21 protein-coding genes, 2 pseudogenes and 1 riboswitch are annotated in these 23,964 nt (G+C 73.4%); of the genes and pseudogenes, 17 read left to right on the top strand and 6 right to left on the bottom strand.

Translation table 11 applies throughout. The features are described 5' to 3' along the window. Window positions 1–23: 23 nt before the first annotated feature. Both ACH5HR_RS01125 and ACH5HR_RS01120 read left to right on the top strand, forming a co-directional pair. Complete coding sequence (locus tag ACH5HR_RS01125; protein WP_416475781.1) at window positions 24–638, top strand: class I SAM-dependent methyltransferase; 615 nt, start codon at window positions 24–26, stop codon at window positions 636–638. Window positions 639–692: 54 nt separating this feature from the next. Next, complete coding sequence (locus ACH5HR_RS01120) at window positions 693–2,078, top strand: hypothetical protein (RefSeq protein ID WP_416475779.1); 1,386 nt, start codon at window positions 693–695, stop codon at window positions 2,076–2,078. A 75-nt stretch (window positions 2,079–2,153) separates the two neighbouring features. Here ACH5HR_RS01120 and thiD read toward each other — a convergent pair whose 3' ends face one another. Beyond that, entirely contained in the window at window positions 2,154–3,029 is an 876-nt protein-coding gene (thiD, locus tag ACH5HR_RS01115; protein WP_416475777.1) for a bifunctional hydroxymethylpyrimidine kinase/phosphomethylpyrimidine kinase, read from the bottom strand. After that, window positions 3,021–3,115, bottom strand: a riboswitch (TPP riboswitch). (Overlaps the previous gene by 9 nt.) A 159-nt stretch (window positions 3,116–3,274) precedes the next feature. On the opposite strand from thiD, the gene ACH5HR_RS01110 reads away from it, so the two are divergent. The 3 genes from ACH5HR_RS01110 to ACH5HR_RS01100 all read left to right on the top strand — a co-directional run bounded on the left by ACH5HR_RS01110 (window position 3,275) and on the right by ACH5HR_RS01100 (window position 6,637). Beyond that, complete coding sequence (locus tag ACH5HR_RS01110; RefSeq protein WP_416475775.1) at window positions 3,275–4,171, top strand: alpha/beta hydrolase family protein; 897 nt, start codon at window positions 3,275–3,277, stop codon at window positions 4,169–4,171. 167 nt (window positions 4,172–4,338) lie between these two features. Then, complete coding sequence (locus tag ACH5HR_RS01105; protein WP_416475773.1) at window positions 4,339–5,781, top strand: LuxR C-terminal-related transcriptional regulator; 1,443 nt, start codon at window positions 4,339–4,341, stop codon at window positions 5,779–5,781. A 70-nt stretch (window positions 5,782–5,851) separates the two neighbouring features. Then, entirely contained in the window at window positions 5,852–6,637 is a 786-nt protein-coding gene (locus tag ACH5HR_RS01100) for a PucR family transcriptional regulator (protein ID WP_416475771.1), read from the top strand. Here ACH5HR_RS01100 and ACH5HR_RS01095 read toward each other — a convergent pair. From ACH5HR_RS01095 to ACH5HR_RS01085, 3 genes are all read right to left on the bottom strand, one after another. Further along, the gene (locus ACH5HR_RS01095; RefSeq protein ID WP_416475769.1) at window positions 6,628–7,656 is read right to left on the bottom strand and encodes a CNNM domain-containing protein; all 1,029 of its coding nucleotides are present in this window, start codon (window positions 7,654–7,656) and stop codon (window positions 6,628–6,630) included. The genes ACH5HR_RS01100 and ACH5HR_RS01095 overlap by 10 nt on opposite strands. Next, window positions 7,656–9,035: a hemolysin family protein gene (locus ACH5HR_RS01090; RefSeq protein ID WP_416475768.1), complete on the bottom strand. Its 1,380-nt coding sequence runs from the start codon at window positions 9,033–9,035 to the stop codon at window positions 7,656–7,658. Before ACH5HR_RS01090 ends, ACH5HR_RS01095 begins: the two co-directional genes overlap by 1 nt. A gap of 124 nt (window positions 9,036–9,159) precedes the next feature. Continuing rightward, window positions 9,160–11,589 (bottom strand): beta-glucosidase, encoded by a 2,430-nt coding sequence (locus ACH5HR_RS01085; RefSeq protein ID WP_402372089.1) that lies wholly within the window; start codon window positions 11,587–11,589, stop codon window positions 9,160–9,162. Between the two features lie 66 nt (window positions 11,590–11,655). On the opposite strand from ACH5HR_RS01085, the gene ACH5HR_RS01080 reads away from it, so the two are divergent. Next, entirely contained in the window at window positions 11,656–11,925 is a 270-nt protein-coding gene (locus ACH5HR_RS01080) for an acylphosphatase (RefSeq protein WP_402371905.1), read from the top strand. Between the two features lie 34 nt (window positions 11,926–11,959). Here ACH5HR_RS01080 and ACH5HR_RS01075 read toward each other — a convergent pair whose 3' ends face one another. Further along, window positions 11,960–13,747, bottom strand: a complete 1,788-nt coding sequence (locus ACH5HR_RS01075; protein ID WP_416475766.1) for an ABC transporter ATP-binding protein — start codon at window positions 13,745–13,747, stop codon at window positions 11,960–11,962. A 139-nt stretch (window positions 13,748–13,886) separates the two neighbouring features. Between ACH5HR_RS01075 and ACH5HR_RS01070 the strand changes: the two genes are divergently transcribed. The 6 genes and pseudogenes from ACH5HR_RS01070 (at window position 13,887) to ACH5HR_RS01045 (ending at window position 17,754) form a co-directional block, all read left to right on the top strand. After that, window positions 13,887–14,564: an ANTAR domain-containing protein gene (locus ACH5HR_RS01070; protein ID WP_416475764.1), complete on the top strand. Its 678-nt coding sequence runs from the start codon at window positions 13,887–13,889 to the stop codon at window positions 14,562–14,564. Window positions 14,565–14,758: 194 nt separating this feature from the next. Then, complete coding sequence (locus tag ACH5HR_RS01065) at window positions 14,759–15,376, top strand: GAF and ANTAR domain-containing protein (RefSeq protein ID WP_416475762.1); 618 nt, start codon at window positions 14,759–14,761, stop codon at window positions 15,374–15,376. Next, complete coding sequence (locus ACH5HR_RS01060; RefSeq protein WP_416475761.1) at window positions 15,373–15,873, top strand: ANTAR domain-containing protein; 501 nt, start codon at window positions 15,373–15,375, stop codon at window positions 15,871–15,873. The genes ACH5HR_RS01065 and ACH5HR_RS01060 overlap by 4 nt, the downstream gene beginning before the upstream one ends. A gap of 126 nt (window positions 15,874–15,999) precedes the next feature. After that, a pseudogene (locus ACH5HR_RS01055) lies at window positions 16,000–16,731 on the top strand (alcohol dehydrogenase catalytic domain-containing protein); the annotation flags it as partial. A 20-nt stretch (window positions 16,732–16,751) separates the two neighbouring features. Continuing rightward, window positions 16,752–17,276: an NAD(P)-dependent oxidoreductase gene (locus ACH5HR_RS01050; protein ID WP_416475759.1), complete on the top strand. Its 525-nt coding sequence runs from the start codon at window positions 16,752–16,754 to the stop codon at window positions 17,274–17,276. A gap of 58 nt (window positions 17,277–17,334) precedes the next feature. Continuing rightward, entirely contained in the window at window positions 17,335–17,754 is a 420-nt protein-coding gene (locus tag ACH5HR_RS01045; RefSeq protein WP_402371925.1) for a ScoMcrA-related endonuclease, read from the top strand. 16 nt (window positions 17,755–17,770) lie between these two features. Here the strand turns inward: ACH5HR_RS01045 and ACH5HR_RS01040 are convergent, their stop codons facing one another. Next, window positions 17,771–18,133: a DUF2200 domain-containing protein gene (locus tag ACH5HR_RS01040; RefSeq protein ID WP_416475758.1), complete on the bottom strand. Its 363-nt coding sequence runs from the start codon at window positions 18,131–18,133 to the stop codon at window positions 17,771–17,773. A 116-nt stretch (window positions 18,134–18,249) separates the two neighbouring features. Between ACH5HR_RS01040 and ACH5HR_RS01035 the strand changes: the two genes are divergently transcribed. The 5 genes and pseudogenes from ACH5HR_RS01035 to ACH5HR_RS01015 form a co-directional block, all read left to right on the top strand. Beyond that, a complete protein-coding gene (locus ACH5HR_RS01035) occupies window positions 18,250–19,566 on the top strand; it encodes an APC family permease (protein ID WP_416475757.1) in 1,317 nt (438 codons plus the stop codon). Window positions 19,567–19,751: 185 nt separating this feature from the next. Then, window positions 19,752–20,693, top strand: a complete 942-nt coding sequence (locus tag ACH5HR_RS01030) for a PfkB family carbohydrate kinase (protein WP_416475755.1) — start codon at window positions 19,752–19,754, stop codon at window positions 20,691–20,693. A gap of 11 nt (window positions 20,694–20,704) precedes the next feature. Next, a complete protein-coding gene (gene surE / locus ACH5HR_RS01025) occupies window positions 20,705–21,463 on the top strand; it encodes a 5'/3'-nucleotidase SurE (protein WP_402371929.1) in 759 nt (252 codons plus the stop codon). 111 nt (window positions 21,464–21,574) lie between these two features. Then, window positions 21,575–22,696 (top strand): DUF8744 domain-containing protein, encoded by a 1,122-nt coding sequence (locus tag ACH5HR_RS01020; RefSeq protein WP_416475754.1) that lies wholly within the window; start codon window positions 21,575–21,577, stop codon window positions 22,694–22,696. Further along, window positions 22,693–23,964, top strand: a pseudogene (locus tag ACH5HR_RS01015) (multicopper oxidase domain-containing protein); the annotation flags it as partial. The gene ACH5HR_RS01020 and the pseudogene ACH5HR_RS01015, both read left to right, overlap by 4 nt.

The following is a 23,964-nucleotide window of genomic DNA, read 5'->3' as shown; positions in this document are numbered from 1 at the left end:
CTTGCCCGGGGCATGATCTGCGGGTGACCCGCTTCGACCTCGCGCACTGGGATCTCTACAACGCCCGCCAGACGGGACGCGCTCCGCGGCAGCTCTGCCGTGACCTGCTCACCCGGGCCGGGGAGGGGGCGGGCCGCCAGGCCGTCGACCTCGGTGCGGGAAGCGGGGTCGAGGCCACGGCTCTCGTGCGTGCGGGCTGGCACGTGCTCGCGGTCGACCCGGCCCCGGGCACGGCCGACCTGGTGCCCCGCCTGGTGCCTCCGGCGCTGCGCGCCGGTCTCGAGGTGCGCGTGGCCACCGTCCAGGAGGCGCTCCCGCTGCCGAGCGCCCACCTCGTCCACGCCTCCTACGCGCTGCCCTTCGTCCCGCCGTCGGACTTCGCGCGCGTCTGGGAGGGCGTCCGCGGCGCCCTCGCGCCGGGCGGCTGGGTCGGCGTCACGCTCTTCGGCGAGCGCGACGAGTGGGCTACCGACCTTGCGACGGCGGACGCGCTGACCTTCCACCACGAGGAGGACGTCGGTGAGCTGATCGACGGCCTGGACGTGCTGGTGGTCGACGAGCGCGAGCACGACGGTCCCTCGTTCGGCGGCCCCAAGCACTGGCACACCTTCGAGGTCGTCGCGCGCAGGCCGGCCTGAGCCACCCGTGGCCGACCGTCCCGGCCGCTCCCGGATGCCCGTACGATTCCCGGCATGGATGGCGTGCAGCTGGTCGGTGTGGTGACGGGCGTGGTCTTGGTGGTCGTCGCAGGCTTCGCGCTCGCGCTCCGGGGCCGCCGAGGACGTCGACGGGAGGCCGCCGAGACCGAGCTCGCCCGTCTGACGACGGCCGCCGGGTCGGCGCTGGTCCGCACGGACGAACGTGCGCGGCTGGCCGAGGACGAGCTGTCCTTCGCCGTGGCCGAGCTCGGCGAGCCTGCCACCGCGGAGGCCGGACCAGCCTTGCGGCAGGCCAGAGAACACCTGCGCGAAGCGTTCCATCTCAACCAGCTCCTGCACGACCACGTGCCGGACACCGACGCCGAACGCCGGGCGTGGTCGGGTCGCATCGTGGAGCTGTGCGGCGCCGCCGGCACGGCGCTCGACGACCTCGACGCCACGCTGACGGCGCGGCGCAGCTCCGCCCGGGCCACCCCGCAAGCGGTCGACCGCGTCGAGGAACGCATCGAGACCGTGCGGGGCGCGATCGACCCGGCACGTGACGACGTCGAGCGACTCCATGCCGACTACACGGAGCACGCGCTCGCGCCCGTGGCCGACAACCCGGCCCAGGCCGGACGCCTCCTGGACTTCGCCGCCCGGAGCGCAGGCGCCGCCCGGCGCAGGCTCGCCTCCCAGCAGGTCGCCGAAGCGGCAGCGGGGACGCGCGCGGCCGAGGACGCCCTCCACCGCGCCGAGGGCCTGCTGTCCGCCGTCCATGACTTCGAGTCGGAGGCACTGCGTGCCGAGGCTGCCCTCGGCGCACTGGTCGCCGAGTCCCGCACCGAGCTCGCCCAGGCCCGCGCCATGCCGGCGACCCGCCGCGAGGGCGCCGTCGACCTCGCGGCGGACGCCCTGTCCGAGACGTTGCGGACCCTGCCCGCGCCCGGGGCGCCGACCGACCCGATCGCCACCCTGACCCGGCTCCGTGAGGCCAACACCGCCTTGGACGACGCCGTCCGTGACCGGATCGAGCGCGACGAACGCTCCCGGCGAGCAGCAGCGCAGCGCGGGCCCGCGCTCGACGACGCGGCGCGCCAGGTCGCGGCGGCACGCTCCGTCGTGGACGACTACCGCGCGCCGGTCGGCCCCGACGCCCGCACCCGGCTCGCCGCGGCCGAGCGCGAGCTCGCCGCGGCACGGGACGTCACCGACGCCGAGGCAGCGGTCGACGGAGCGCGCCGCGCGTCCGCCCTGGCCACCGAGGCCGCCGACCTGGCACGCCGAGACGTCGCGCATCCTGGCCCGCAGCCGTGGGAAGGACACCGTCGGCCCGCGTCCGGCCGCACCGGCTCCGGAGCGTTCGGCGCCGTCCTGGGTGGCATGGTGCTCGGCGGCATCCTGGACGAGATCGGCGACCTCGGCGACCTGTTCGACTGACCCTCCCGTGCCGAACGTCATGGTCACGCCCGCTTTGGCCGGTGAGAACGGTCCGGACCACGACGTTCGGCGTTGCTAAGGACTCTCGACGAGCACCCCGCGCAGCGCCCAGAAGTGGTCGACCGGGCCGCAGCCGCTGCCGACCTCGAGCGCCGTTCCCGCGACGACGGCGTCCGTCAGCCAGGCCTTGGTCTCCCGCAGCGCTCGCTCCCACTCGCCGTGACGGGCGTAGCGCGTGACCAGCCCGCTGGACAGCGAGCACCCGGTACCGTGCGTGCTGGTCGTGGGGACGCGCCGGCCCGGCAGCTCGGCGACGACGCCGCCCGGCCCGACGAGCGCGTCCGGCACCTCGTCGCCGGGCAGGTGACCGCCCTTGGCCACCACGAGCACGTCGTGCCGGGCGGCCAGCCGGGCAGCCTGACCGAGGACGCCCGTCCAGGTCGTCGCGACGGGCGTGCCCAGCAGGACGGCCAGCTCGGGGACGTTGGGCGTCACGACGTCCGCCCGGTCGAGCAGCCGGCGCACCGCGTCCTCGGCGGCGCGGTCCAGCAGACGGTCCCCCGAGGTCGCGACCATGACCGGGTCGACGACGACGGGGGGACCGTCGACTCCCGCGCCGTCGTCCAACCACCGGGTGACGACGTCGGCGACCGCCGACGACGCCAGCATCCCCACCTTGATCCCGTCGAGCGCGACGTCGGCACGCAGCGTGTCGAGCTGCGCGGCGAGGAACGACGGGGGCGGTACGTGCACGGCGCTCACCCCTCGGGTGCTCTGCGCCGTCAGCGCCGTCAGCGCAGCCATGCCGTAGCCACCGGCTGCCGCGATCGCCTTCAGGTCCGCCTGGATGCCGGCCCCCCCGGACGGGTCCGAGCCCGCGACGGACAGCACCCGCGGGACGGGGCGCGGGCGCCACGGCGATCCGTGGCGGGTGGGCAGGGTCGACGGCATGGGCGACATCCCTTCGTCAGTGCGGACTGCATCAGGTTCGACGGGTGTGATCTCAGCTCCCGGTGGGCGCACCCCGTGTCGTGGGACCACCGTAGCCTGCCGCCACCAGGGCCTGAGACGGTGTCTCGGGCTCGCGCCGCCGGCACCGGACCGGCGATCTTGCCGATGCCACCCGGCGGGCCGGCACCGCACGCTATTTGGGCAGCAACGGCTCCCGCCGGGGGCCCCGTCAGAGAGGACGTACGATGCAGCACTCACCGAGCACCTCCCGGACCCGCCAGCGGGTGACCGGCATCCTGGCCTCGCTCGCCGTCGCCGTGGGCGTCGGCATCGCCGCCGGCCCCGCCGCCCAGGGCGCGGACAACCCCCACGAGCGTGGCCCGAACCCGACCGAGTCGAGCATCGAGGCGTCGCGCGGCAGCTACTCGATCTCCGAGCGGAACGTCTCCAGCCTCGTCTCGGGCTTCGGTGGCGGCACGATCTACTACCCGACCACGACGCGCGACGGCGACTTCGGCGCCGTCGTCATCTCGCCCGGCTACACCGGCACCGAGCGGACCATCTCGTGGCTGGGTCCGCGGCTCGCGTCCCAGGGCTTCGTCGTCCTGACGATGGCCACGAACTCGATCTACGACCAGCCCGACTCCCGAGCCCGCCAGCTCCAGGCGGCCCTCGACTACCTCACCGACTCGAGCCCGGTCGCCGACCGGATCGACGCCGACCGGCTCGCGCTCATGGGCCACTCGATGGGCGGCGGCGGCACGCTGCGCGCGGTGGACGACAACCCGGACATCAAGGCCGCCATCCCCATGACCCCGTGGCACGTGAAGAAGAACTGGTCGTCGGTCAGCACCCCCACGCTGATCTTCGGCGCCGAGTACGACTCCGTCGCCCGGCACGAGACGCACGCCGAGCCGTTCTACGAGTCCTTCGACCGAGACCTTCAGAAGGCCTACCTGGAGCTGGACGGGGCCAGCCACTTCGCTCCCAACAGCTCCAACACGACGATCGCGAAGTACTCGATCTCCTGGCTCAAGCGGTTCGTCGACGACGACACGCGGTACACGCAGTTCCTCTGCCCGGGACCCTCGACCGGGTGGTTCTCGGACGTGGAGAAGTACGAGAGCTCGTGCCCGTTCTGACCCGGGCCTGACCTCGTCCCGACCGGGACGGCGGACCTCGACGGCGGGCGGGCGCACCCGATGCGTCCGCCCGCCGTCGTGTGCGGTGGCACACCGCGGGGACCGGGCACCCGTGTCCCGGCACAAGGACGAGTGGCGCGACCGTGCGGTCGACCTAGCCTCTCGGCATGCAGACCACCGCGATGCGAGGGCACACCGAGCTCGCCCGCGGGCTCCGGCTCCATGCCGACGGTCCCGTGCACGACGCCTACGCCAGCCTCAGCCTCGCCCGGTCCGAGCTCGGCGAGCAGCCCGGGGCCGCGCTGATCGCCACGCTGGCCGCCGTCAACGCCGCGTGGAGCGCGGGCGACCATGTCGCGTGCGTGGAGGCGCTGACCACGGCCCTGGGTCAGGCCGCTCTCGACGGCGCTCCCCGGGACTACCTGACCGGGATGCTCGCACTGCTGCACGGCCGGACGTCGGAGGCTGCCGGACCACTGCGTCGGGTGGTGCGCGGCGCGCTCGCCGGGCACGATCCCGAGGCGCTCCTGCGTGGCGCGGCCGCCGCACTGCTCACCGGAGACGTCCAGGACGGGTGCCGCGCGGGGGCCCGTGCGCTGGCCGCCGCTCGTGCGGCCGACGACCCCGCGCTCGTCGCCCGCGCCACCGAGTACGTGGCCTACGCCGAGCTGCGAGCGGGACGCCACGCGCAGGCGCGCGAACACGCGCTGACGGGGCTGCGCGCCGCGGAGCAGTCACGTCGCGCCAACACGGCGGCGCACCACCACGCGGTGCTGGCCCTGACGGCGGCCGTGCAGGGACCTTCGGGGGACGTCGTCGACCATGCCACGACGGCCCTGGCGACCGCCGGCCGCCACGGGCTCACCCAGCCGGTCACGCTGGCCGAGTGGGCGCTCGCCCGGACCGAGCTCGTCGAGGGCCGGCCCGCCGACGCGGCGAGCCGGCTGGTCTCGCTGCTGGCGTCGGCCGAAGGCGCACACTTCGCGCTGCGCGGCCTGGTGCTGCCGACGCTCGTCGAGGCGGCCGTCGGAGCCGGCGACCATGCCACGGGTCGCGCCGCACTGCCGGAGCTCGCCAGGTGGAGCCGCACGGCGTCCGACCCGCAGGGCCCGGCCCTGCTCCTGCGCTGCCGCGCTCTGCTCTGCTCCACCGAGGCGGAGGCGGACGCCCTGTTCCGCGAGGCCCATGCCGCTCACCTCGAGGCCGGCGGCCGCTTCGAGAGCGCGGTGACCTTCCTGCTGCACGGCCGACGGCTCGGCCGCCACGGGCGACCGAGCGACGCCCGCGAGCGCCTGCGCGACGCGCTGCTGCTCTTCGAACGCGGTGGCGCCGACCCGTGGGCGGACCGCACCCGCACCGAGCTGCGGGCTGCCGAGGCCGCCGGGGCGACCTCGGTTCCCGACGTGCTCACCGGCCTCACCCCGCACCAGCTTCGGATCGCCCGCCGTGTCGCCGCCGGGGAGACCAACCGGGAGATCGCCGAACGTCTCTCGGTGAGCGTGCGCACGGTGGACTGCCACCTGCGCAACATCTTCGTGCTGCTCGGCATCCGCTCGCGCGTCGAGCTCGCGCTGCAGGTGCCGCCGAGCACCGGCGCCGCGGCGCAGTAGAGACCGACCAGGCGGTATGTCATGCTGTGACCTGGCGGGACGACACCGGCGTCGTCCGCGAGGAGGATTCATGCCCGACGTCACCACCCTGACCGCGGCCCCTGCTCCGCGAACGGGCACGCACGGCGGCACCACCTGGTCGCGGCACCGGGCCGTCGCCTCGCTGCTGGACGGTTCCTGCCTGCTGGCCAACCTGCGGCCGGCGGCGATGGCCCTTGCGATGCCGGTCACGGGCCGCTACCAGGTGGTCGCCCTCGAGGCGCCCGGGCAGGCCGGGCTCGCGACGGGACGCGCGGTCGTCGGTCGTCGTGCCGCCCAGGTGCACTGGCACAGCTCGCGTCCCGTCGAGCTCGGGATCGTGCGGCTCGACGACGCGACGACCGTCCCGACGGCGCACGACCGCCTGCCGGCCGGCGTCCGCCTCGGGATCGGGCTGCCCGTGGACGGGCTGGCCGCGCTCGCCGACAGCCGCCGGCAGGCCGAGACCGCGCTGGACCTGTGCCCGCCCGACGGCGGTGCAGCACGGCTGGCCGAGCATCTTCCCGCCGCGCTGCTGGGCGCCGACCCCACCCTGGCGCGCCAGATCCGCGACCAGGTCCTGGGCGTGCTCCTCGACGCGGTGCAGCCCGACCAGGAGATGCTGCTGGAGACGTTCGCGACGTGGTTGGCCACCGACGGGTCGGCCAGGGAGACCGCGAGGCGGCTCGGCTGCCACCGCAACACCGTGACCAACCGGCTGCGCCGGCTGGAGCGTCTCACCGGACGCCGCGTGGACCGGCCCCGCGACCTCGTCGACCTGACGCTCGCGCTGCACGCCCACCGCAGCCCGACGACTCACGGCGGCCGTCACACCTGACCCGCGGCTCCTGGCGTGGAGCCGGGGGTGACCTGCCGCAGCGCGTCACCGAGGGTGACCACGCCGACGAAGCGCGACCCGTCCATCACGACGGCCAGCTGCTCGCTGGCCCGGCGCATCCCGGACAGCGCCTCGTGCACGGGCTGGTCCGTCGGGGCCACGTAGGCCGGCCGGGCCAGCTCACGTGCCGGCCGGTCGAGCGGCTCGAGGAGCGTGTCCCGCACGTGCACGACCCCTGGCGCGCCGTCGTCGGACTCGACGAGGATGCGCAGGTGGCCCGAGCGGCGAGACATCGCCTGCACGTCGGCCACGGTCGCCGTCGTGGCCACCGCCGTCGGCCGGGCACCGGTGCCCACGAACGACGACACCTGTCGGGTCGTCAGGTCGAGGGCACCGGCCAGGGGGCTACGGATCGACGCGTCGATCGTGCCGACCTCCGCCGAGTGCTCCACGAGGTGGCGGATGGTCGCCGCGTCATGCCCCCCGACGGCGGCGCGGTCCACCGGCTGCACGCCGGTCGCGGCCACCAGCCGGTTCGCGACGGCGTTGATCCACAGCAGCAGGGGCCGGAAGGCCCATACGAACGCCCGCGCCGGCGGCGAGACGAGGATCGCCGAACGCTCCGGGTGCGCGATCGCCCACGACTTGGGCGCCATCTCCCCCACCACCAGGTGCAGGAAGGTGACGAAGAGCAACGAGAGCGCGAAGGACAGCGTGCCCGCCAGCCAGCTGGGCAGCCCCCAGGACGACAGGATCGGTGCCAGCCAGTGGTCCACCGCCGGCTTGGTCACGGCGCCGAGCGCGAACGTGCAGGCCGTGATGCCCAGCTGGGCACCCGCGAGCATCACGGTCAGCTCGTTGGCGGCGCGCAGCGCGGAGCGGGCGCCGCGGCTCGACACCGCGGCCTCCTCCAGGCGGTGCCGGCGGGCGCCGAGGAGCCCGAACTCGATGACGACGAAGAACGCGCTGAGCGCGATGAGTCCCGTCGTCGCGGCCACGACGACCCAGGCGTCGTTCATCAGTCCGTCCCCTCGTCGTCGCGCACGTCGGCGTCGACCGTCTCCACCGAGACCCGCACCACGGCGGGCACCCGGCGTTCCACCTCGAGGACCTCCGCACGCAGCAGCCGCCGGACGGGCTCGTCCGTCGCGAGGTCCGCCGGGTCGACCGGCAGCTCCACGTCGACCGACTGGCCCACCTCGGGGAGGGTCCCGCAGCCGGCGATCACCAGGCCGGCGAGCGTCTCGTAGTCCCCGCGGGGCAGGTCGTGGCCGATGGCGCGCGCGACCTCGTCGAGGTGGACGTCACCGTCCATGCGCCAGGCGTCCACACCGTCGGCCTCGACGACCTCGTCCGCATCGTCGTCGTGCTCGTCGGTGAGCTCGCCGACGATCTCCTCGCCGAGGTCCTCGAGCGTGAGGATCCCCGCGAACCCGCCGTACTCGTCGATGACGCACGCCAGCTCGTCGTGCTCCGCGGAGAGCTGCGCCAGTGCGTCCGGCAGCAGCATCAGCGTCGGGACGACCGTCACCGGGCGCATGATCTGCGAGACCGGCACGTCCTCGGCGGTGGCCGCCAGCACGTCCAGCAGGTGGACGACGCCGACCGGCTGGTCCTCGGCGGAGGTGACCGGGTACCGCGTGTGGGCGGCCGCCATGAGTGCGCGCACCTGGCCCACGCTGGTGTCGGCGTCGACGGTGTCCACCCGCGAGCGCGGCACCATCGCGTGCTCGACGTCTCGCCGGGGGAAGTCGAGGATGCGGTCGAGCATCATCGACAGGTCCTCGGGCAGGTCCCCGCTCTCGCGCGAGTCGGCGACGATGTGAGCGAGGTCGCTCGGCGTCGCGCTGGAGTCGACGTCCTCCACCGGCTCGATGCGGATCAGGCGCAGCAGCGCGTTGGCGGCGTGGTCGAACACGGTGATCAGCCACCCGAACGCCGCGAGATAGACCTGCGTCGACCGTGCGAGGCGACGCGCCAGGGGCTCGGGGTCCGCGATGGCGAGGTTCTTCGGGAACAGCTCGCCGAAGATCATCTGCAGCACCGTCGAGGCGGCGAGCGCCAGCACGGTCCCGACCGCGATGCTCACGCCCGCGGGAACGCCCACCACGCCGAGGATCTCGGCCAGGCTCTCGCCGACCAGCGGCTCGGCGACGTACCCGACCATCAGGCCCGTCACGGTGATGCCGAGCTGGGCGCCCGAGAGCATGAACGAGGTGCGGCGGGTCACCGCCAGGGCACGGGCCGCGGTGGTGTCGCCCGCCTCGGCCTGCGCGCCGAGCCGCGAACGGTCGACCGACATGTAGGCGAACTCCTGGGCCACGAAGTAGCCGTTCGCCGCGATCACCACGGCGATGACCACGAAGCCCAGGAGCAGGGTGGCCACGGTGATCAGCACCGGGCACCGCCTTCTGCCCGGTTGCCGGCGGTGCCCGGCCTATCGTCACTGTCTGCGGATGCCGCAGCTTTTCTCACGAGTCGTCCCACGCCTCCCAGCGATGCTGTCCGGGCAGGATCTTAGCTCAACGCTCCCGCGGTGCGGCTGACAGCACGAGGCGCAGCACGTTGCGCGCCGTGCGCTGCAGCTCACCGAGCGTGATCCCGTCCGGCGCTGCGAACGACTCCAGCAGCGACCCGTCCCCGGTCTGGACGTCGCGACCCCACGCTCCGGGCATGTTGACGTCGACCTGGGCGCGCACCCGGTAGGCGTCGTTGCGCAGGGACGGGAAGTCCGGGTCCGTGCTCTCGCGCAGCCACCAGTCGGTCATCACCGCCCCGGTGAACCCCCACTCGCCGCGCAGGACCGTGGTCACCAGGTCGTGGTGGTAGTGGCCCCACGTGCCGTTGATCTTGTTGTAGGAGGTCATGACGGTCCGCGGTGCGGCGGTCGTGACGCAGATCTCGAATCCGCGCAGGTAGATCTCGCGCAGCGCCCGCTCGGAGACGCGCGAGTCGTTGTGCTCGCGGTTCGTCTCCTGGTTGTTGGCGGCGAAGTGCTTCGGGCAGGCTGCCAGCCCGGCGTGCTGGATGCCCCGCACGGTCGCCGCACCCATGATCCCTGTCAGCAGCGGGTCCTCGGAGAAGTACTCGAAGTTGCGTCCGCACAGCGGGTCGCGCTGGATGTTCATGCCCGGCGCGAGCAGGATGTCGGATCCCTTGACCGCCATCTCCTGCGCCAGCAGCACGTTGAGCCGCTCGACCAGGCCGGGGTTCCAGGTCGAGGCCAGCGCCGTCCCGCTGGGCAGCAGCGAGGTGTAGGTGGCCAGCCGGATGCCGGCGGGGCCGTCGGTGGTCGTCAGGGGCCGCACGCCCTTGCCCCGCAGGGACGCGACCGTCCCGCCCAGCGCGCCGGCGTTGCCGGGCGCACCGAGGGCGGAGTCCATGACGTAGTCGCCGCGGCTCAACGCCTCCAGCTCGTCGTCGTCGAGCTGGGCGAGGAAGGTGTCCAGGTTCGCGTGGCCCCCGGCGACGTCGTCCAGGGTGATGCCCCGGTCGCCGGTGCGCTCCAGCGGCGCGGGCAGGTCCCCGAGCACCCGCTCGCGACGGGCGACCGTCGCCGTCGGCACCTTGTCGTACGCGGCGACCGTGCCGCCGTCGTCCCCGGCGCGCGCCACCAACCGCTCGAAGGCGTGCTGCGGCTCGACGCCGGCGACCTCGCTCAGTCGGCGCACGACCCGCAGCGCGGGCACCTCCACGCCGCCGCAGACGGCGGCGGACCGGACGTCCGTACCCAGCAGCACCTCGTAGCGGCCTGCCTCCAGGACGTAGGACGAGCGGTGGCCGGTCACGCCCGAGTCGTCGTAGGCGGCGACGTCGTCCAGGTCGAACCGCAGCTCGATCGTCTGGGACTCGCCGGGCGCCAGGACCCGCGTCTTGGCGAACGCGGCGAGGTGCCGCGCGGGACGGCCGAGCAGGCCGTGCGGCGCACGGACGTAGACCTGGGCGACCTCGGTGCCGTCGTGAGCCCCCGTGTTGGTGACGGTCACCGGCACGACGACGCTGCCAGCGTCGTGCGTCACCTCGGCGCTCCGCACGTCGAAGGTGGTGTAGGCGAGCCCGTACCCGAAGGGGTACAGCACGTGCTCGGGCGCGAAGGTCTCGAAGTAGCGGTACCCGACGTACACGTCCTCGACGTACTCGTTGAAGTCCTCGGCCCCGAAGTGCCCCGCGGAGGGGTAGTGCTCGTAGGAGGTCGCGATCGTGGCGGTGAGCTTGCCGCCGGCGGGGACGGCGCCCGTGAGCACGTCGACGACGGCGCGACCGGACTCCATGCCGCCCTGCCACGCGAGCAGCACGGCGTCGAGGTCGTACTCACGGGTCCAGCCCAGGTCGACCACGTTGCCGGTGTCGACGACGACGACCGTGCGCTCGAACGCGGTCGACACGTCGTGCAGCAGGGTGCGCTCGTCGTCGGTGAGGTGGAAGCTGCCCGGCTCGAGGGCCTGCTCGCGCGCCTCGCCGGCGGACCGGCCGACGACCACCAGAGCGAGCGGCGTGCGTCGGGCGACCGCCGCGACGTCGTCGGCCGTCAGGGGCATCTCCGGGTGCGACCGCGGCCACGTGCCCCACTCGGGCTCGGGGTCCACCGGGTGCTCGGCGCACCACGTCTCGTAGCGCTCGGCGAGCTCGGCGTCGACCTCGACGTCGTCGCTCGCGCGCAGCGCGTCGAGGAGGTTCCACAGGTACGGCGGGCGCACGTCTCCTCCGGAGCCGTAGCCGACCGTGAAGTAGTCGTGCTGGACCCGGCCGAAGACGGCGATGGTAGCGCTCCCACCCACAGGCAGAAGCCCCCCGTCGTTCTTCAGCAGCACGATTCCCTCGGCCGCTGCCTGCCGACAGGTCTCCCCCATGCCCTCGGGGATCCAGCGGTCCTGCGACTGCAGCCGCACCCGTCCCTGAGCCAGCTCGTCGGTGCTGTGCGCGGCCGCGCCGATCCCTGCGTCTCGTTGCATCACGCCAGTACTCTACGCGGCGGCACGACCGATGGCGCAGTCCGGTGCGCTCGCTACCGTGGAGCCATGAGCATCCGGGTGCACGTCCTCGTGCGCGGCACGGTCCAGGGCGTCGGCTTCCGTTGGGTCACGCAGCGCGCCGCGCAGGAGGCCGGGGTCGCGGGGTTCGTCCGCAACCGTCCCGACGGCACGCTCGAGGCCGCGCTCGAGGGTGAACGCTCAGCCGTCGACCGGGTCCTCGAGGCCCTGCGGACCGGGCCCGCGGACGCGCACGTGACGGACGTGGAGGTCCAGGAGGTGCCGCTGCGGGACGAAAGGTCGTTCACCGTCCGGTGAGGCCCGCGGCCGCGCCGGGCCGCGCCGCCCGCGGCTAGGTGCTCACGCCATCCTCCTGCGCCGCGTGCAGCGCCGCATACCGGCCTCCGCGGGCGAGCAGCTCGTCGTGGCTGCCTACCTCGACGACGCGGCCGCGGTCGAGCACGACGATGCGGTCCGCCTGACGGATGGTCGACAACCGGTGGGCCACGACCAGGGTGGTCCGCCCCCGCATGAGCCGGTTCAGCGCGTCCCGGACGGTGGCCTCCGCCTCCGGGTCGAGGGCGCTGGTGGCCTCGTCGAGGAACAGCATGCGCGGGTCCCGCACGAGCGCACGGGCGATGGCGAGACGCTGGCGCTGGCCGCCGGACAGCCGCGCGCCGCGCTGCCCGACGACGGTGTCCCACCCCTCGGGCAGCGCGCTGACGAACTCCCAGGCGTTCGCGTCCCGCAGGGCGGCGACGACGCGCTGATCGGACGCCACGTCGAGCCCGTACGCCACGTTGTCGCGGATCGTGCCCTCGAAGAGCACCGACTCCTGCGGCACGACGGACACCGAGCGCCGCACGGTGCGCAGGTCCAGCTCGGCCATGTCCTGCCCGTCCAGCAGGATGCGCCCGCTGCTGGGACGGACGAACCCGAGGACGAGGTTGAGCAGGGTCGACTTGCCCGATCCCGAGGAGCCGACGAAGGCCACGGTCTCGCCCGCCCGCACCTCGAGGTCGACGTCGCGCAGCGCGTCCTCGTCCGCCTCGGGGTAGCGATGGCTGACGTGCTCGATCTGCAGGTAACCCTCGACGTCGCCCACGACCCGCTTGCCCTCGTTGGCCTCGAGGTCCGGTTCGGCCAGGACCTCGGCGATCGACCGCATGGACTCCAGGCCGCGCGCGGTGACCGGCACCAGGTTGAGCACCTGGGTGAGTCCCTGCGTCAGGAGGCCGAAGTACGTGGACAGCAGGACCACCTCGCCCGGGGTGATCGCGATGATTCCCGTCAGGGCCACGACGGCGGCGAGCACCAGGCAGCACACGCCGAGGAACTGCATCGCCACCCACGAGACGGAGGCGACCCGGCCGTTGAGCATGTCGAGCGAGAAGGCCGCGCGACGCACCTCGTCGGCACCGGACGCGACCCGCGAGGTCGCTGTGCGCTCGAGCCCGTGGGCGCGGGTGACGGGGATGAGCGAGGCCATCTCGCCCACCTGGGTCGCGAAGGTCTCCATCTCGCGACGGAACAGCTCGTTGCGGAACCTCGAGCGCTTGGCCATGGTGCGGCGGATGACGAGCGCCGTCGGGATCGCGAGCGCGTAGACCGGCAGAAACTCCGGCACCTTGATCGCGGTCATCGTCACAGCCCCGGCGAGCACCATGACCGCGGAGAGCAGCGGGTGGGTGACCTGCTGGAGCATCAGCTCGACGTTCTCGACGTCTCGCACCACCTTGGACTGCACCAGCGCGGCGCTCGAGCGGGCGTAGTAACCGATCGACAGACCCTGCAGATGCTCGACGAGCGCGTTGCGCAGCCGGGCGCCGGTCCCCCGCACGACGGTCATGAAGTTGCGCGTGTAGACGATGTGGTGGGGGTAGTTCTGCGCGAGCAGCACGGTGGCGAGGGCGAACCACAGCAGGACCGTGCCGACGGCGCCGTCCTCGGCGACGATGTCGATCAAGGCGCCGGTGATGACTGGCAGGAACCACAGGGGGATCTCCTTGACGGTGAACGCGGACAGGGCGACGACGAGCCGGCGCGGCTGCGTCCCGAGCAGGCGCAGGACGGACCGGACCGGACGGGCACCGTCGACCCGGTCGAGGTCACCGGTGTAGGTAAGGGCTTTCCTGCGCATGCAGACGATCGTATCGATTCAAACCCGCGAGCGCCGTCGGCGTCCTGCTCGCCGGGCCGGCAGGCGTACGGTGGGAGCAGACGGCCGGGCACGCGCGGACGCCGACTTGAGTGGCGCAGCCCGTCACAGGAAGGCAGCGATGACCCTCTCGGGGTACCTGCAGGAGTGCGCCTCCCGGTCGGCCGGAGTCCTCGGTGACGACCTGGACGCCAGCGTGACGTTGCGACAGCACGGGCTCACCCTCCACGCCGGCAGCAGCAGCCGGGCGGCGGAGCGGTGCGACCAGGCCGAGGCGATGGTCGACGAAGGCCCCTGCGTCGACGCGATGGCGACGGGAGCCAAGGTGGACGTGGCGTCCGTCCGGGCCGAGGTGCGGTGGCACGCCTGGCGTGCCCAGACCCTCGAGGAGGGTTTCGTCCGGGCGCTCGCCGTCCCGTCCGAGGTCGCCCCCGGGGTCTCCGTCGCCCTCAACCTCTACTCCCGTGCCGGGGGCCGGTGGGAGAGCCGGCTGGTCGGCGCCGCCGAGGCCTACTCCCGGCTCATCGCCGCGGCGGTGCGGCTGCAGCTCGAGTTCGCCGACGTCGACGACGCCGCCGGGGCGCTCCTGCGCGACACGTCGGACGCCACGATCGTCGACCAGGCCGTCGGTGCCGTGATGGAGACGAACGGCTGCCCGGAGGCGGCCGCCCGAGAGCTCCTGCGGTCCGCCGCCCGGCGTCGCGAGGTCACCGAGCGCGAGGTCGCCACGACGGTGCTGCGATCGTTGGTCGCGGTGGGGACGGGGGACATCGTCGACGACCGTCTCCCCGGCCTGTGACGACCGGTGCGGCGACGGTCGTCACCACGCCCACCAGCCCGGTCGCGTGTGCCCGGGCCCTCGGTGGAACACTGGACCCGACGAGGGAACGAGGTGACGGTCGGTTGAGCCCTACAGAGCTGTTGGGTCTGCTCGCACAGACTTTGGCATCGGCCGACGCAGAGGAGCCGCTGGCCGTTCGGCTGTGCCGAGCCGTGGTCAAGATCCTCGACGGGCAGGGCGGCACGCTCACCCTCGCGTCCGTGCCCGGTGACCGGCTGATGGTCAGCACGTCAGGCACTTACGCCGAGATCGACGCACTGCAGGAGATGCTCGGCGAAGGTCCGGTGCAGCAGGCCATGCACGACGACAGCCTGGTCGTGGCACGGGTGGAGGACTCGCCCAACCGCTTCCCGGTGTTCGCCCAGGAGGCCGTCAAGGCGTTCGGCGGCCCCCTGACCGTCTACGCCGTGCCGATGCACGCAGGCCTGCAGACCGTCGGCGTGCTCAGCCTCTACCTCACCGACGGCCGGCTGTCCCGCGGCGCGGAGGACATCCAGTTCCTCGCCGACGCGGTCGGCACATCCCTGATGAACGACATCGACTCCCTCGACTGGTCGCGCAAGGCGCGCATCCACCAGGCCACCGGCATGGTGACCGCGCAGCTCAAGATCCCGCCCGGTGACGCGCTGGCCGTCCTCCGGGCCCACGCCTTCGCCCGGTCCACGGACCTGGAGACCGTCGCCGAGGACGTGCTGACCCGGAGGATGAACTTCTCTCACGACCGCGACCACCTGTCTGCGGACGACGACGAAGGAAGCGAGGAGCCATGACGCTGCAGGATTCCGTCCGCAGGGTCGAGCGACCTGGAGGTCCTCGCCGCCGCGGGGCGGTCGTGACCGCCGTCGGCCGCTCGGAGATCCTCGACCGTTGGCCCACCGTCGGGCGGGCCATCGTCGACGCCGGGCTGCACAGCGCGCACGCCTTCCCGCTGTCGTGGCGCGGCACCGTGGTGGGCGGGCTGAACGTCTTCGCGCGGGCCGAGCTGGACGCCGCGCCCGAGGACCTGCGGACGGCCCAGGGGTTCGCGGACATGCTGACGATCGTGGTGGCCCAGCCCGGCACGTCGGACGAGGACGAGCTCGGTCGTCGTGTCGACCATGCGCTCGCAGGGCGGGTCGTCGTCGAGCAGGCCAAGGGTGTGCTCGCCCAACGTCTCGACCTCGACATGGCCGACGCCTACGACGCGCTGCTGGCACGCGCTCTGCGGGACGGCTCCGCCCTGACGAGGTCGGCGCTCGACGTGCTGCGCGAGGCGCAGGAGGCCTGACGCCCCGTCGACCGGCCAGCGCCCGCCGGGTGTCCGGGTGGCAACGTCCGGCCTCCGGCCCCAGGGTGGGTCGTGTGCTCGAGAAGCGCGGCACAGACGAGCTGCTGGAGAACACGAGGTGGACAGATGCGCGCACTGACCTGGCAAGGACGGGAGTCGCTCTCCGTCGAGGAGGTCCCCGACCCCCGGATCGAACAACCCACCGACGCGGTCGTCCGCGTCACGTCGATCGCCGTCTGCGGCTCCGACCTGCACCTCTACAGCGTGCTGGGCATGTTCATCGACGCGGGCGACGTCCTGGGGCACGAGGCCATGGGCGTCGTGGAGGAGGTCGGCTCCGCCGCCGGTGACCTCCAAGTCGGCGACCGGGTCGTGGTGCCGTTCACCATCTCGTGCGGCCGCTGCTGGATGTGCACACGCGGGCTGCAGAGCCAGTGCGAGACGACGCAGGTCCGCTCCCAGGACAAGGGCGCCGCACTCTTCGGCTACACCCGCCTGTACGGGCAGGTGCCGGGCGGGCAGGCCCAGTACCTGCGGGTCCCCCAGGCGCACTACGGCCCGGTCAAGGTGCCCGACGACGGCACCCCGGACGAGCGCTACCTCTACCTGTCGGACGTGCTGCCCACCGCCTGGCAGGCCGTGCGGTACGCGGACGTGCCGGAGGGCGGCAGCGTCGTGGTCGTCGGGCTGGGGCCGGTCGGCCAGATGGCGGCCCGGGTGGCGCTCCACCAGGGAGCGGGCACCGTCATCGGCATCGAACCGGTCCCCGAGCGCCGGGCCATGGCCGAGCGGCACGGCGTCACCACGCTCGACCCGGGAACCGGCGGCGCGCTCGCGTCCGCCGTCCGCGACCTCACCTGTACGAGGCGCAGGTCCTCGTGGTGGGCGCCGGCGGCATCGCGCGGACGTTCCTCGAGCTGCTCGCACCGTTCCGCGCACGGACGGTCGTCGTGCGCCGCCGTCCCGCCCCGGTGCCGGGCGCCGGACGGGTCGTGACGGCCGAGCACCTGCGCGCAGAGCTGGCGCGGGCCGACGTCGTCGTGCTGGCGGCCGCGCTGACGGGCAGCACCCGGGCGCTGATCGGTGCCACGGAGCTGGCCGCGACGAAGCGCGGCGCCGTGCTGGTCAACATCGCCCGCGGCGCGCTGGTGGACACCGATGCCCTGGTGGCCGCCCTCGCCTCGGGGCACCTCGGCGCGGCGGCGCTCGACGTCACCGACCCGGAGCCGCTGCCGGACGGGCACCCGCTGTGGGACCTGCCGACCGCTCTCGTCACCCCGCACACCCCGGACACCCCGGAGATGGTCGACCCGCTCCTGCGGCGACGTGTCACCGAGAACCTGCGACGGTTCGTCGCCGGGGACGACCTGACCGGCGTCGTCGACCCCGTGGCGGGATACTGACCCGGGTACCGGGCCGCGGGCGGACGGAGCGCCCCGGTCGGTGACCTACCCTCGAGGTATGGCCACCTTCTCCTCCGTCACGCGTCCGCACGTCCTCTCGGCCATCGCCGAGCACGACGACCGCGGGCCCGTGGCGTTCCTCAAGCTCTACGGGTTCAGCCCGACGCCGGGCACCACCCTCCAGTTCGGTGGCACGACCTACGACGCGATGGCGATCCTCGCCGTCGCGCACCGGTACGCGACCGGACGGGCCGCGCTGCCCGAGGAGATGGAGGGTGGAAAGGTCGCGGTCGGTACCCTCCTGCGCAAGCACGGCTTCGAGGTCGACGGCAGCGGCGGAGCGCCGACGTCCCGCGCCCCCCGACGCACCACGCGGACCACGCGGGCCAAGGCGCAGGAGCCCGAGAAGCCCGCGCCGGTGTGCCCGACGTGCTTCATGACCCTGCCGGGCACGGGCGTCTGCGACAGCTGCGGGTGACCGCCCGGCCGGCCCATCAGGTCGCCGGGGAACCCCGCAGGATCGAGGACATCTTCTTGCCGCGCGCCACCTCGTCGACCAGCTTGTCCAGGTAGCGGATCTTCTGCATCAGGGGGTCGGTGATCTCCTCCACCCGGTGCCCGCAGATGACTCCGGTGATGAGGGAGGCGTTCGGGTTCATCTGTGGTGCCCGCGCGAAGAACTCTTCCATGTCGACCTCGTCGTCGAGGGCGCGCCGCAGGCCTTCCTCGTCGTAGCCGGTGAGCCAGCGCACGACGTGGTCCACCTCGGCCCGGGTGCGACCCTTGCGCTCCGCCTTGGCGACGTAGAGCGGGTAGATGCTCGCAAAGCTCATGCTGAAGATGCGGTGTCCCGCCATGGTCTGTCTCCTCGTGGGCGCTCACCAACCGGTCGGACGGCGCCATCGTGGCACGCCGGCGCACCCGGTCGCGATCACGTCGCGCGTCAAGCGGCCTTTCCCCGCCCAATCGCCACATGCCTGGCACCGGAACCTCCAGCCCGACCGGCCTCCGCCGTGCGGTGACCGGCCCCCTGCTCTTCCTGTTCATCCTCGGCGACGTGCTCGGCGCCGGCGTCTACGCCCTCATCGGCGAGATGGCCGGCGACGCGGGCGGCCTCGTGTGGTTGTCGTTTGGGGTCGCGCTCTGCCTCGCCCTGCTGACGGCCTTCTCGTACGCCGAGCTCGTCACCAAGTACCCGCGCGCGGGCGGCTCGGCCGTCTACGCCGAGAAGGCGTACCGCAGCCCGTTGGTCGCGTTCCTCGTCGGGTACTGCATGCTCGCCGCCGGGGTGGTCAGCGCCGCCGGGCTCTCCCTGGCCTTCACCGGCGAGTACCTCACCGCGTTCCTCGACGTCCCCCAGGTGCCCGCCGCGGTGGTCTTCCTGCTGGTGGTGGCGCTCGTCAACGCGTGGGGCATCAAGGAGTCCCTGCAGGCGAACGTCGTGATGACCGTCATCGAGTCGGCCGGGTTGGTGCTGGTCACGATCCTGGGCGCCTGGGTCATCGGGCGCGGCGACGCCGACCTCGGCGGCGCCTTCAGCCCGCCGGAGGACTCCTCCGTCTGGCTCGCCGTCCTGGGCAGCGCCCTGGTGGCGTTCTACTCCTTCGTCGGGTTCGAGACCTCCGCGAACCTCGCCGAGGAGATCCGTGACGTCTCCCGCGTCTACCCGCGCGCACTGTTCGGCTCGCTCGCGACGGCGGGCGCCGTCTACGTGCTGCTGGGCTTCGTCGCTCCGGCGGTCGTCGAGCCGTCGGAGCTCGCGGCGTCCTCCGGCCCCCTGCTCGAGGTCGTCCGGGTCGCCGGTGCGGTGCCACCGGTGCTCTTCGCCGTGATCGCCCTCGTCGCGATCGCCAACGGAGCCCTGCTGACCATGATCATGGCGAGCCGCCTGACGTACGGCATGGCACGGCAGGGGCTGCTGCCGTCACCGCTCGCCCGGGTGCTCCCGCGCCGCCGCACCCCGGGCGTCGCGATCCTCGTGACCACGGCCCTCGCCATCGCGCTCGCCGCCACCAACGAGCTCGTCGACCTGGCCGCCACCGTCGTCCTGCTCCTGCTCTTCGTGTTCCTCTCGACCAACGTCGCCGTGCTGGTGCTGCGCCGCGACCCCGTCGAGCACGACCACTTCCGCTCGCCCACGGTGATGCCTGTCCTCGCGATCGCCTCCTGCCTGCTCCTGCTCACCCAGCAGGAGCTTCGGCACTGGGTGCTCGCCGGGATCCTGCTCGTGATCGGCGCGGGCGTGCACGCCCTCGTCCGGCGGCTGTCGCGGGCCGACCAGCGCTCGTAGGCGTGACCGGCGCGCCGTCACGGCAACGGCCGGGGCGCACCGATCCGCGTCCGGACGCCGGGCGGCGATGTCCTCCTTGCCCGCGTGGGCGTCACAGCCACCGTGTCAGGCTCGCGTCGCCTCGCAACCGCGGCCGCCACCGTGCCACCCGGCGGGATGACGCGATCCTGTCTAGGGTCCCTGACATGGCTGCCGATCGTCCCACCACCGTCTGCGTCGTGGCGCCGGAGCCGCTGCTGACGATCGAGATCGAGACGGACCGCGCCCGCGACGTCCCCGAGATCCATCTGCACCCGGGCGGACAAGGACTGTGGGTGGCGACCATGGCCCGCTCGCTTGACGCGGAGGTCGTCGTCTGCGGCCCGTTCGGGGGCGAGACTGGCGAGATCAGCGCCCACCTGGCGCGGTCGCGCGGCCTCGAGGTGCGCTCACCCGCGCAGGGCGGCGGTGGGACGCTCCTGCGCGACCGGCGCGGCGGCGGAGACCCCCGGCTCCTCACGATGCCTCCCATCCCCCTCGACCGGCACGCGATCGACGACTTCTACGGCATCGCCCTCGTCGGCGCGCTGGAGTCCGACGTCTGCGTGCTGACGGGCAACCAGCACGACGTCGGGATCCCGCCGGACCATCTGGCGCGGCTCGCGCGCGACGTCGCGTCGTCGGGCACCCCCGTCGTCGCCGACCTGAGCGGCGAGCTCGCCATCGCCGTCGGGCACGAGGCGATCGCGGTGCTGAAGATGAGCGACCAGGAGATGGTCGAGTCCGGCGCGGCCGACGACGACTCCGTGGCGGGGCTGCGACAGGCGGCCGAGGCGTGGGTGGCCGAGGGCCTGGCCGCCATCGTCGTCTCCCGGGCGGAGGAGCCGACGATCGTCGTGACGGCGGACGGCGGATGGACGCTCACGACACCGTCGGTGTCCACCGTCGACCACCGCGGTGCGGGCGACTCCATGACGGCCGGCATCGCTGTGGGCCTCGCCCGCGAACTGCCGCTGGTGGAGGCGGCGCGGCTCGGCGCTGCTGCCGGCGCCCTCAACGTGGCACGGCACGGCCTCGGCACGGGTCGCCGTGGCGAGATCGAGGCCTTCGCCGCCCAGGTGTCCGTCGACGAGCTCGGGAGGTCATGATGCTGGCACTGGTGACGAACGACGACGGGATCGCGTCCCCCGGCCTCGGGGTGCTGGCGCGGTGCGCGCAGGCAGCCGGCCTCGACGTGCTGGTCGCCGCGCCGCACGAGGAGTCGTCGGGCGCCTCGGCGGCGCTGCACGGCGCCGAGGAGGACGGCCGTCTGATGGTCGAGGACCACCGCGCGCCGGGCGTGCCGGACGGTGTGCGATCCCTCGCCGTCGCCGCCGATCCTGCACTCATCGCCTTCGTCTCGGCCTACGGCGCGTTCGGGGCCGTCCCCGACGTCCTGCTCTCGGGCGTGAACCGGGGCCCGAACGTCGGCAACGCCGTCCTGCACTCCGGCACGGTGGGCGCCGCGCTGTCCGGGGCGACGTTCGGCATGCGGTCGCTGGCCGTGTCGCTGGACGCCGGCGACCCGCAGCACTGGGAGACCGCGGAGTGGGTGGCGGCGCACGCCCTCGACTGGCTGCTCACCGGTCCCCCGTCCCGGCGCACGCTCAACGTCAACGTGCCCGACCTGCCGCGCGCCGAGCTGCGCGGGCTGCGCCAGGCACCTCTCGCCACGTTCGGCGCCGTCCACGCCCGGGTGGCGCAGCACGACGACGACGCAGCACTGGTGGTGCGCTACGAGGGCACCGAACGCTCGACCGAGCCGGAGTCCGACGCCGGCCTGCTCGCCCAGGGGTGGGCGACGGCGTCGCTGCTGCTCGCCCCGTACTCGGACGAGTCCGTCCGGGTCCCCGGCCTCGCCGGGGCGGCGGGCGACTGACGACGGCCGCGACCCGCCTGAGTACGCTGGGAGCATGGCAGCCCCGCAGCACCCCGCCGAACGCCAGGCGCCGACCTCGCACGTGACACGCCGTCCGGCCGCCCGGGCCACGTGAGCCGCCCGGGCCGCGTGAGCCCGCGGCTGCTCTTCCTCGTTCCCGGCGGTGCCGCCCTGCTCCTCGGGCTCGCCGCGGCGCTCGAGCTCCTCGGCCTCGACAGCCCTCTCCGCGTCGATCGACTCGGCGAGCTCCACGCGCCGCTGCTCGTCTTCGGGTTCGTCGGTACCCTCATCGCCCTCGAACGCGCCGTCGCCGCACGCCGCTGGTGGGGATACGGCGCGCCCAGCGCGCTCGGGCTCGGCTCCCTGAGTCTCCTGCTCCCCGTCCCGGATGCCGTGGGCCGGTCGACCGTCGCCGTCGGCTTCGCTCTCCTCGTCGCCCTCTACACCGTCATCTGGCAGCGACAGCCCGCCACCGCCACCGCCGTCCAGACCCTCGGGGCCGTCTCAGGGCTCGCCGCCGCCATCCTGTGGCTCGGAGGGCTCGGTGTACCCGAGATCCTCCCGGGCATGAGCGTCTTCCTCATCCTCACCATCTCCGGTGAGCGCCTCGAGCTCGGCCGCATCTCCCCGACCGTCACGAAGCGCGTCGAAGCCGCCGGAACCGCGCTCGCGATCACGCTCACCGCCTGCGTCGTCGCCGCCCCGACGTTGCCGGTCGTCGGCTACCCGGTGCTCGGAGCCGCACTGCTCCTACTCGTCGCGTGGGCCGTCCGCTTCGACGTCGCCACCCGACTCGTGCGAGCGGCTGCTCAGCCCCGCTACATGGCGTGGTGCCTCCTCGCGGGCTACGTGTGGCTCGTCGTCGCGGGTGCGATCTGGCTCGCGGTCGGCGAACCGCAGGGATGGATGTACGACGCCGTCGTCCACGCCGTGTTCCTCGGCTTCGTGATGTCGATGATCATGGCGCACGCGCCCCACATCCTGCCCGCCGTGCTGCGCATCACCCTGCCGTACCGCCCATTCCTCTACCTCCCTGTCGTGCTGCTGCACGTCGCCCTCGCGGTGCGTGTCGCCGGTGACGCACGCGAGATGCTCGACCTCGTGCGGTGGGGTGGCCTCGGCAACCTCGTCGCTCTTCTCCTCTTCGTGGTTCTCGCCGTCGCGACCGCCGTGCTCGGGCCACCTGCGAGACGCCCGGAGGAAGCCGACGCGCGACCGGGACTCCCGACATGACCCGCCGCGCGTGGTACCTCCTCATGAACAGCTTCGTGGGGCTGTGGGCCGTCGCCGCGGTCCTCGTCATCTCGGTGCACCGCTTCTTCCCCGCCGGCGGATGGCTCATGGTGCACCTCGTCCTCCTCGGTACGGTGAGCGCCGCGATCCTCGTGTGGAGCCAGCACTTCGCCGACGCCATCCTGCGCCGGCCGGCACCGGGCGGGAGGGTGTCGCACGGCGCCCGGCTCGTCGGACACACGCTCGGTGCCGCGCTCGTCGTCACCGGCATCGTCGCCGACACCTGGACCCTCGTGCTCTTCGGCGGCGTCGTTCTCGCCGTCGTCGCCCTCGCCCACGTCGCGCTCGTCACGCTCCAGGCACGCCGCGCGCTGCCTGCCCGCTTCGCACGCCTCGTGCACTACTACATCGCTGCCGCGCTGGCGCTCGTCATCGGCGTCGGTGCGGGAGTGCTCCTGGCGCGCGTCGACCTGCCCCCGGGCTGGTACGACCGCATCTACCCCGCACATCTCGCGTTCAACCTTCTCGGCTGGATCGGGTTCACGGTCGTCGGCACCATCGTGCTCCTGTGGCCCACCGTCCTTCGCACGCGCATCACCGACACCGCCGAGCGTACGGCGCGGCGCTCGCTGTGGTTGCTCGTCGTGGGCTTGCTCGTCGTCGCGGCGGCGTGCGTGGCGGACACCGGACCGCTCGTCGCGCTCGGAGTGCTCGTCTACCTCGCCGGACTCGTGCTCGTCGTCGTCGAAGGCGCCAAGCAGGCGCGCCAGGCCCGGCCCACGAGCTTTGCCGCCCTCAGCATCGCGGCCGCCGTCGCGTGGTTCGCCGGATGCACGGTCGCCTTCGGCGTCATCCTCTCGACCGCCGACACGGCGGCGGACGCCGCGGTCGCCCTCTCAGGGCTGGTCGCCCCGTTCGCCGGAGGGTTCGCCGCACAGATCGTCGTCGGCGCGCTCAGCTACCTGCTGCCCGTGGTCATCGGCGGTGGACCCCGGACGAGCCGACACACCATCGCCGAGCTCGACCGCGCCGCCGTCTTCCGGGTCACGGTCGTCAACGCGGGTGGTGTGCTCTACGTGCTCCCCGTGCCGAGCCTCGTGCGGGTCCTCGTGTCGCTCGTCGTCTTCACCGTCTTCGTGTCGTTCCTGTGGCTCGTCACCCGGGCACTCCTGGCGGGGGGGGGGGGCGCCCCCCCCCCCCCCCCCCCCCCCCCCCCCCCCCCCCCCCCGCCCGCCCCGCCCCCCCCCCCCCCCGCCGCCCCCCCCCCC

Source organism: Isoptericola maris, assembly GCF_048065335.1.
GTDB classification, from domain to species: domain Bacteria; phylum Actinomycetota; class Actinomycetes; order Actinomycetales; family Cellulomonadaceae; genus Isoptericola; species Isoptericola rhizosphaerae.
This window is presented reverse-complemented; position numbering and strand designations above follow the sequence as displayed.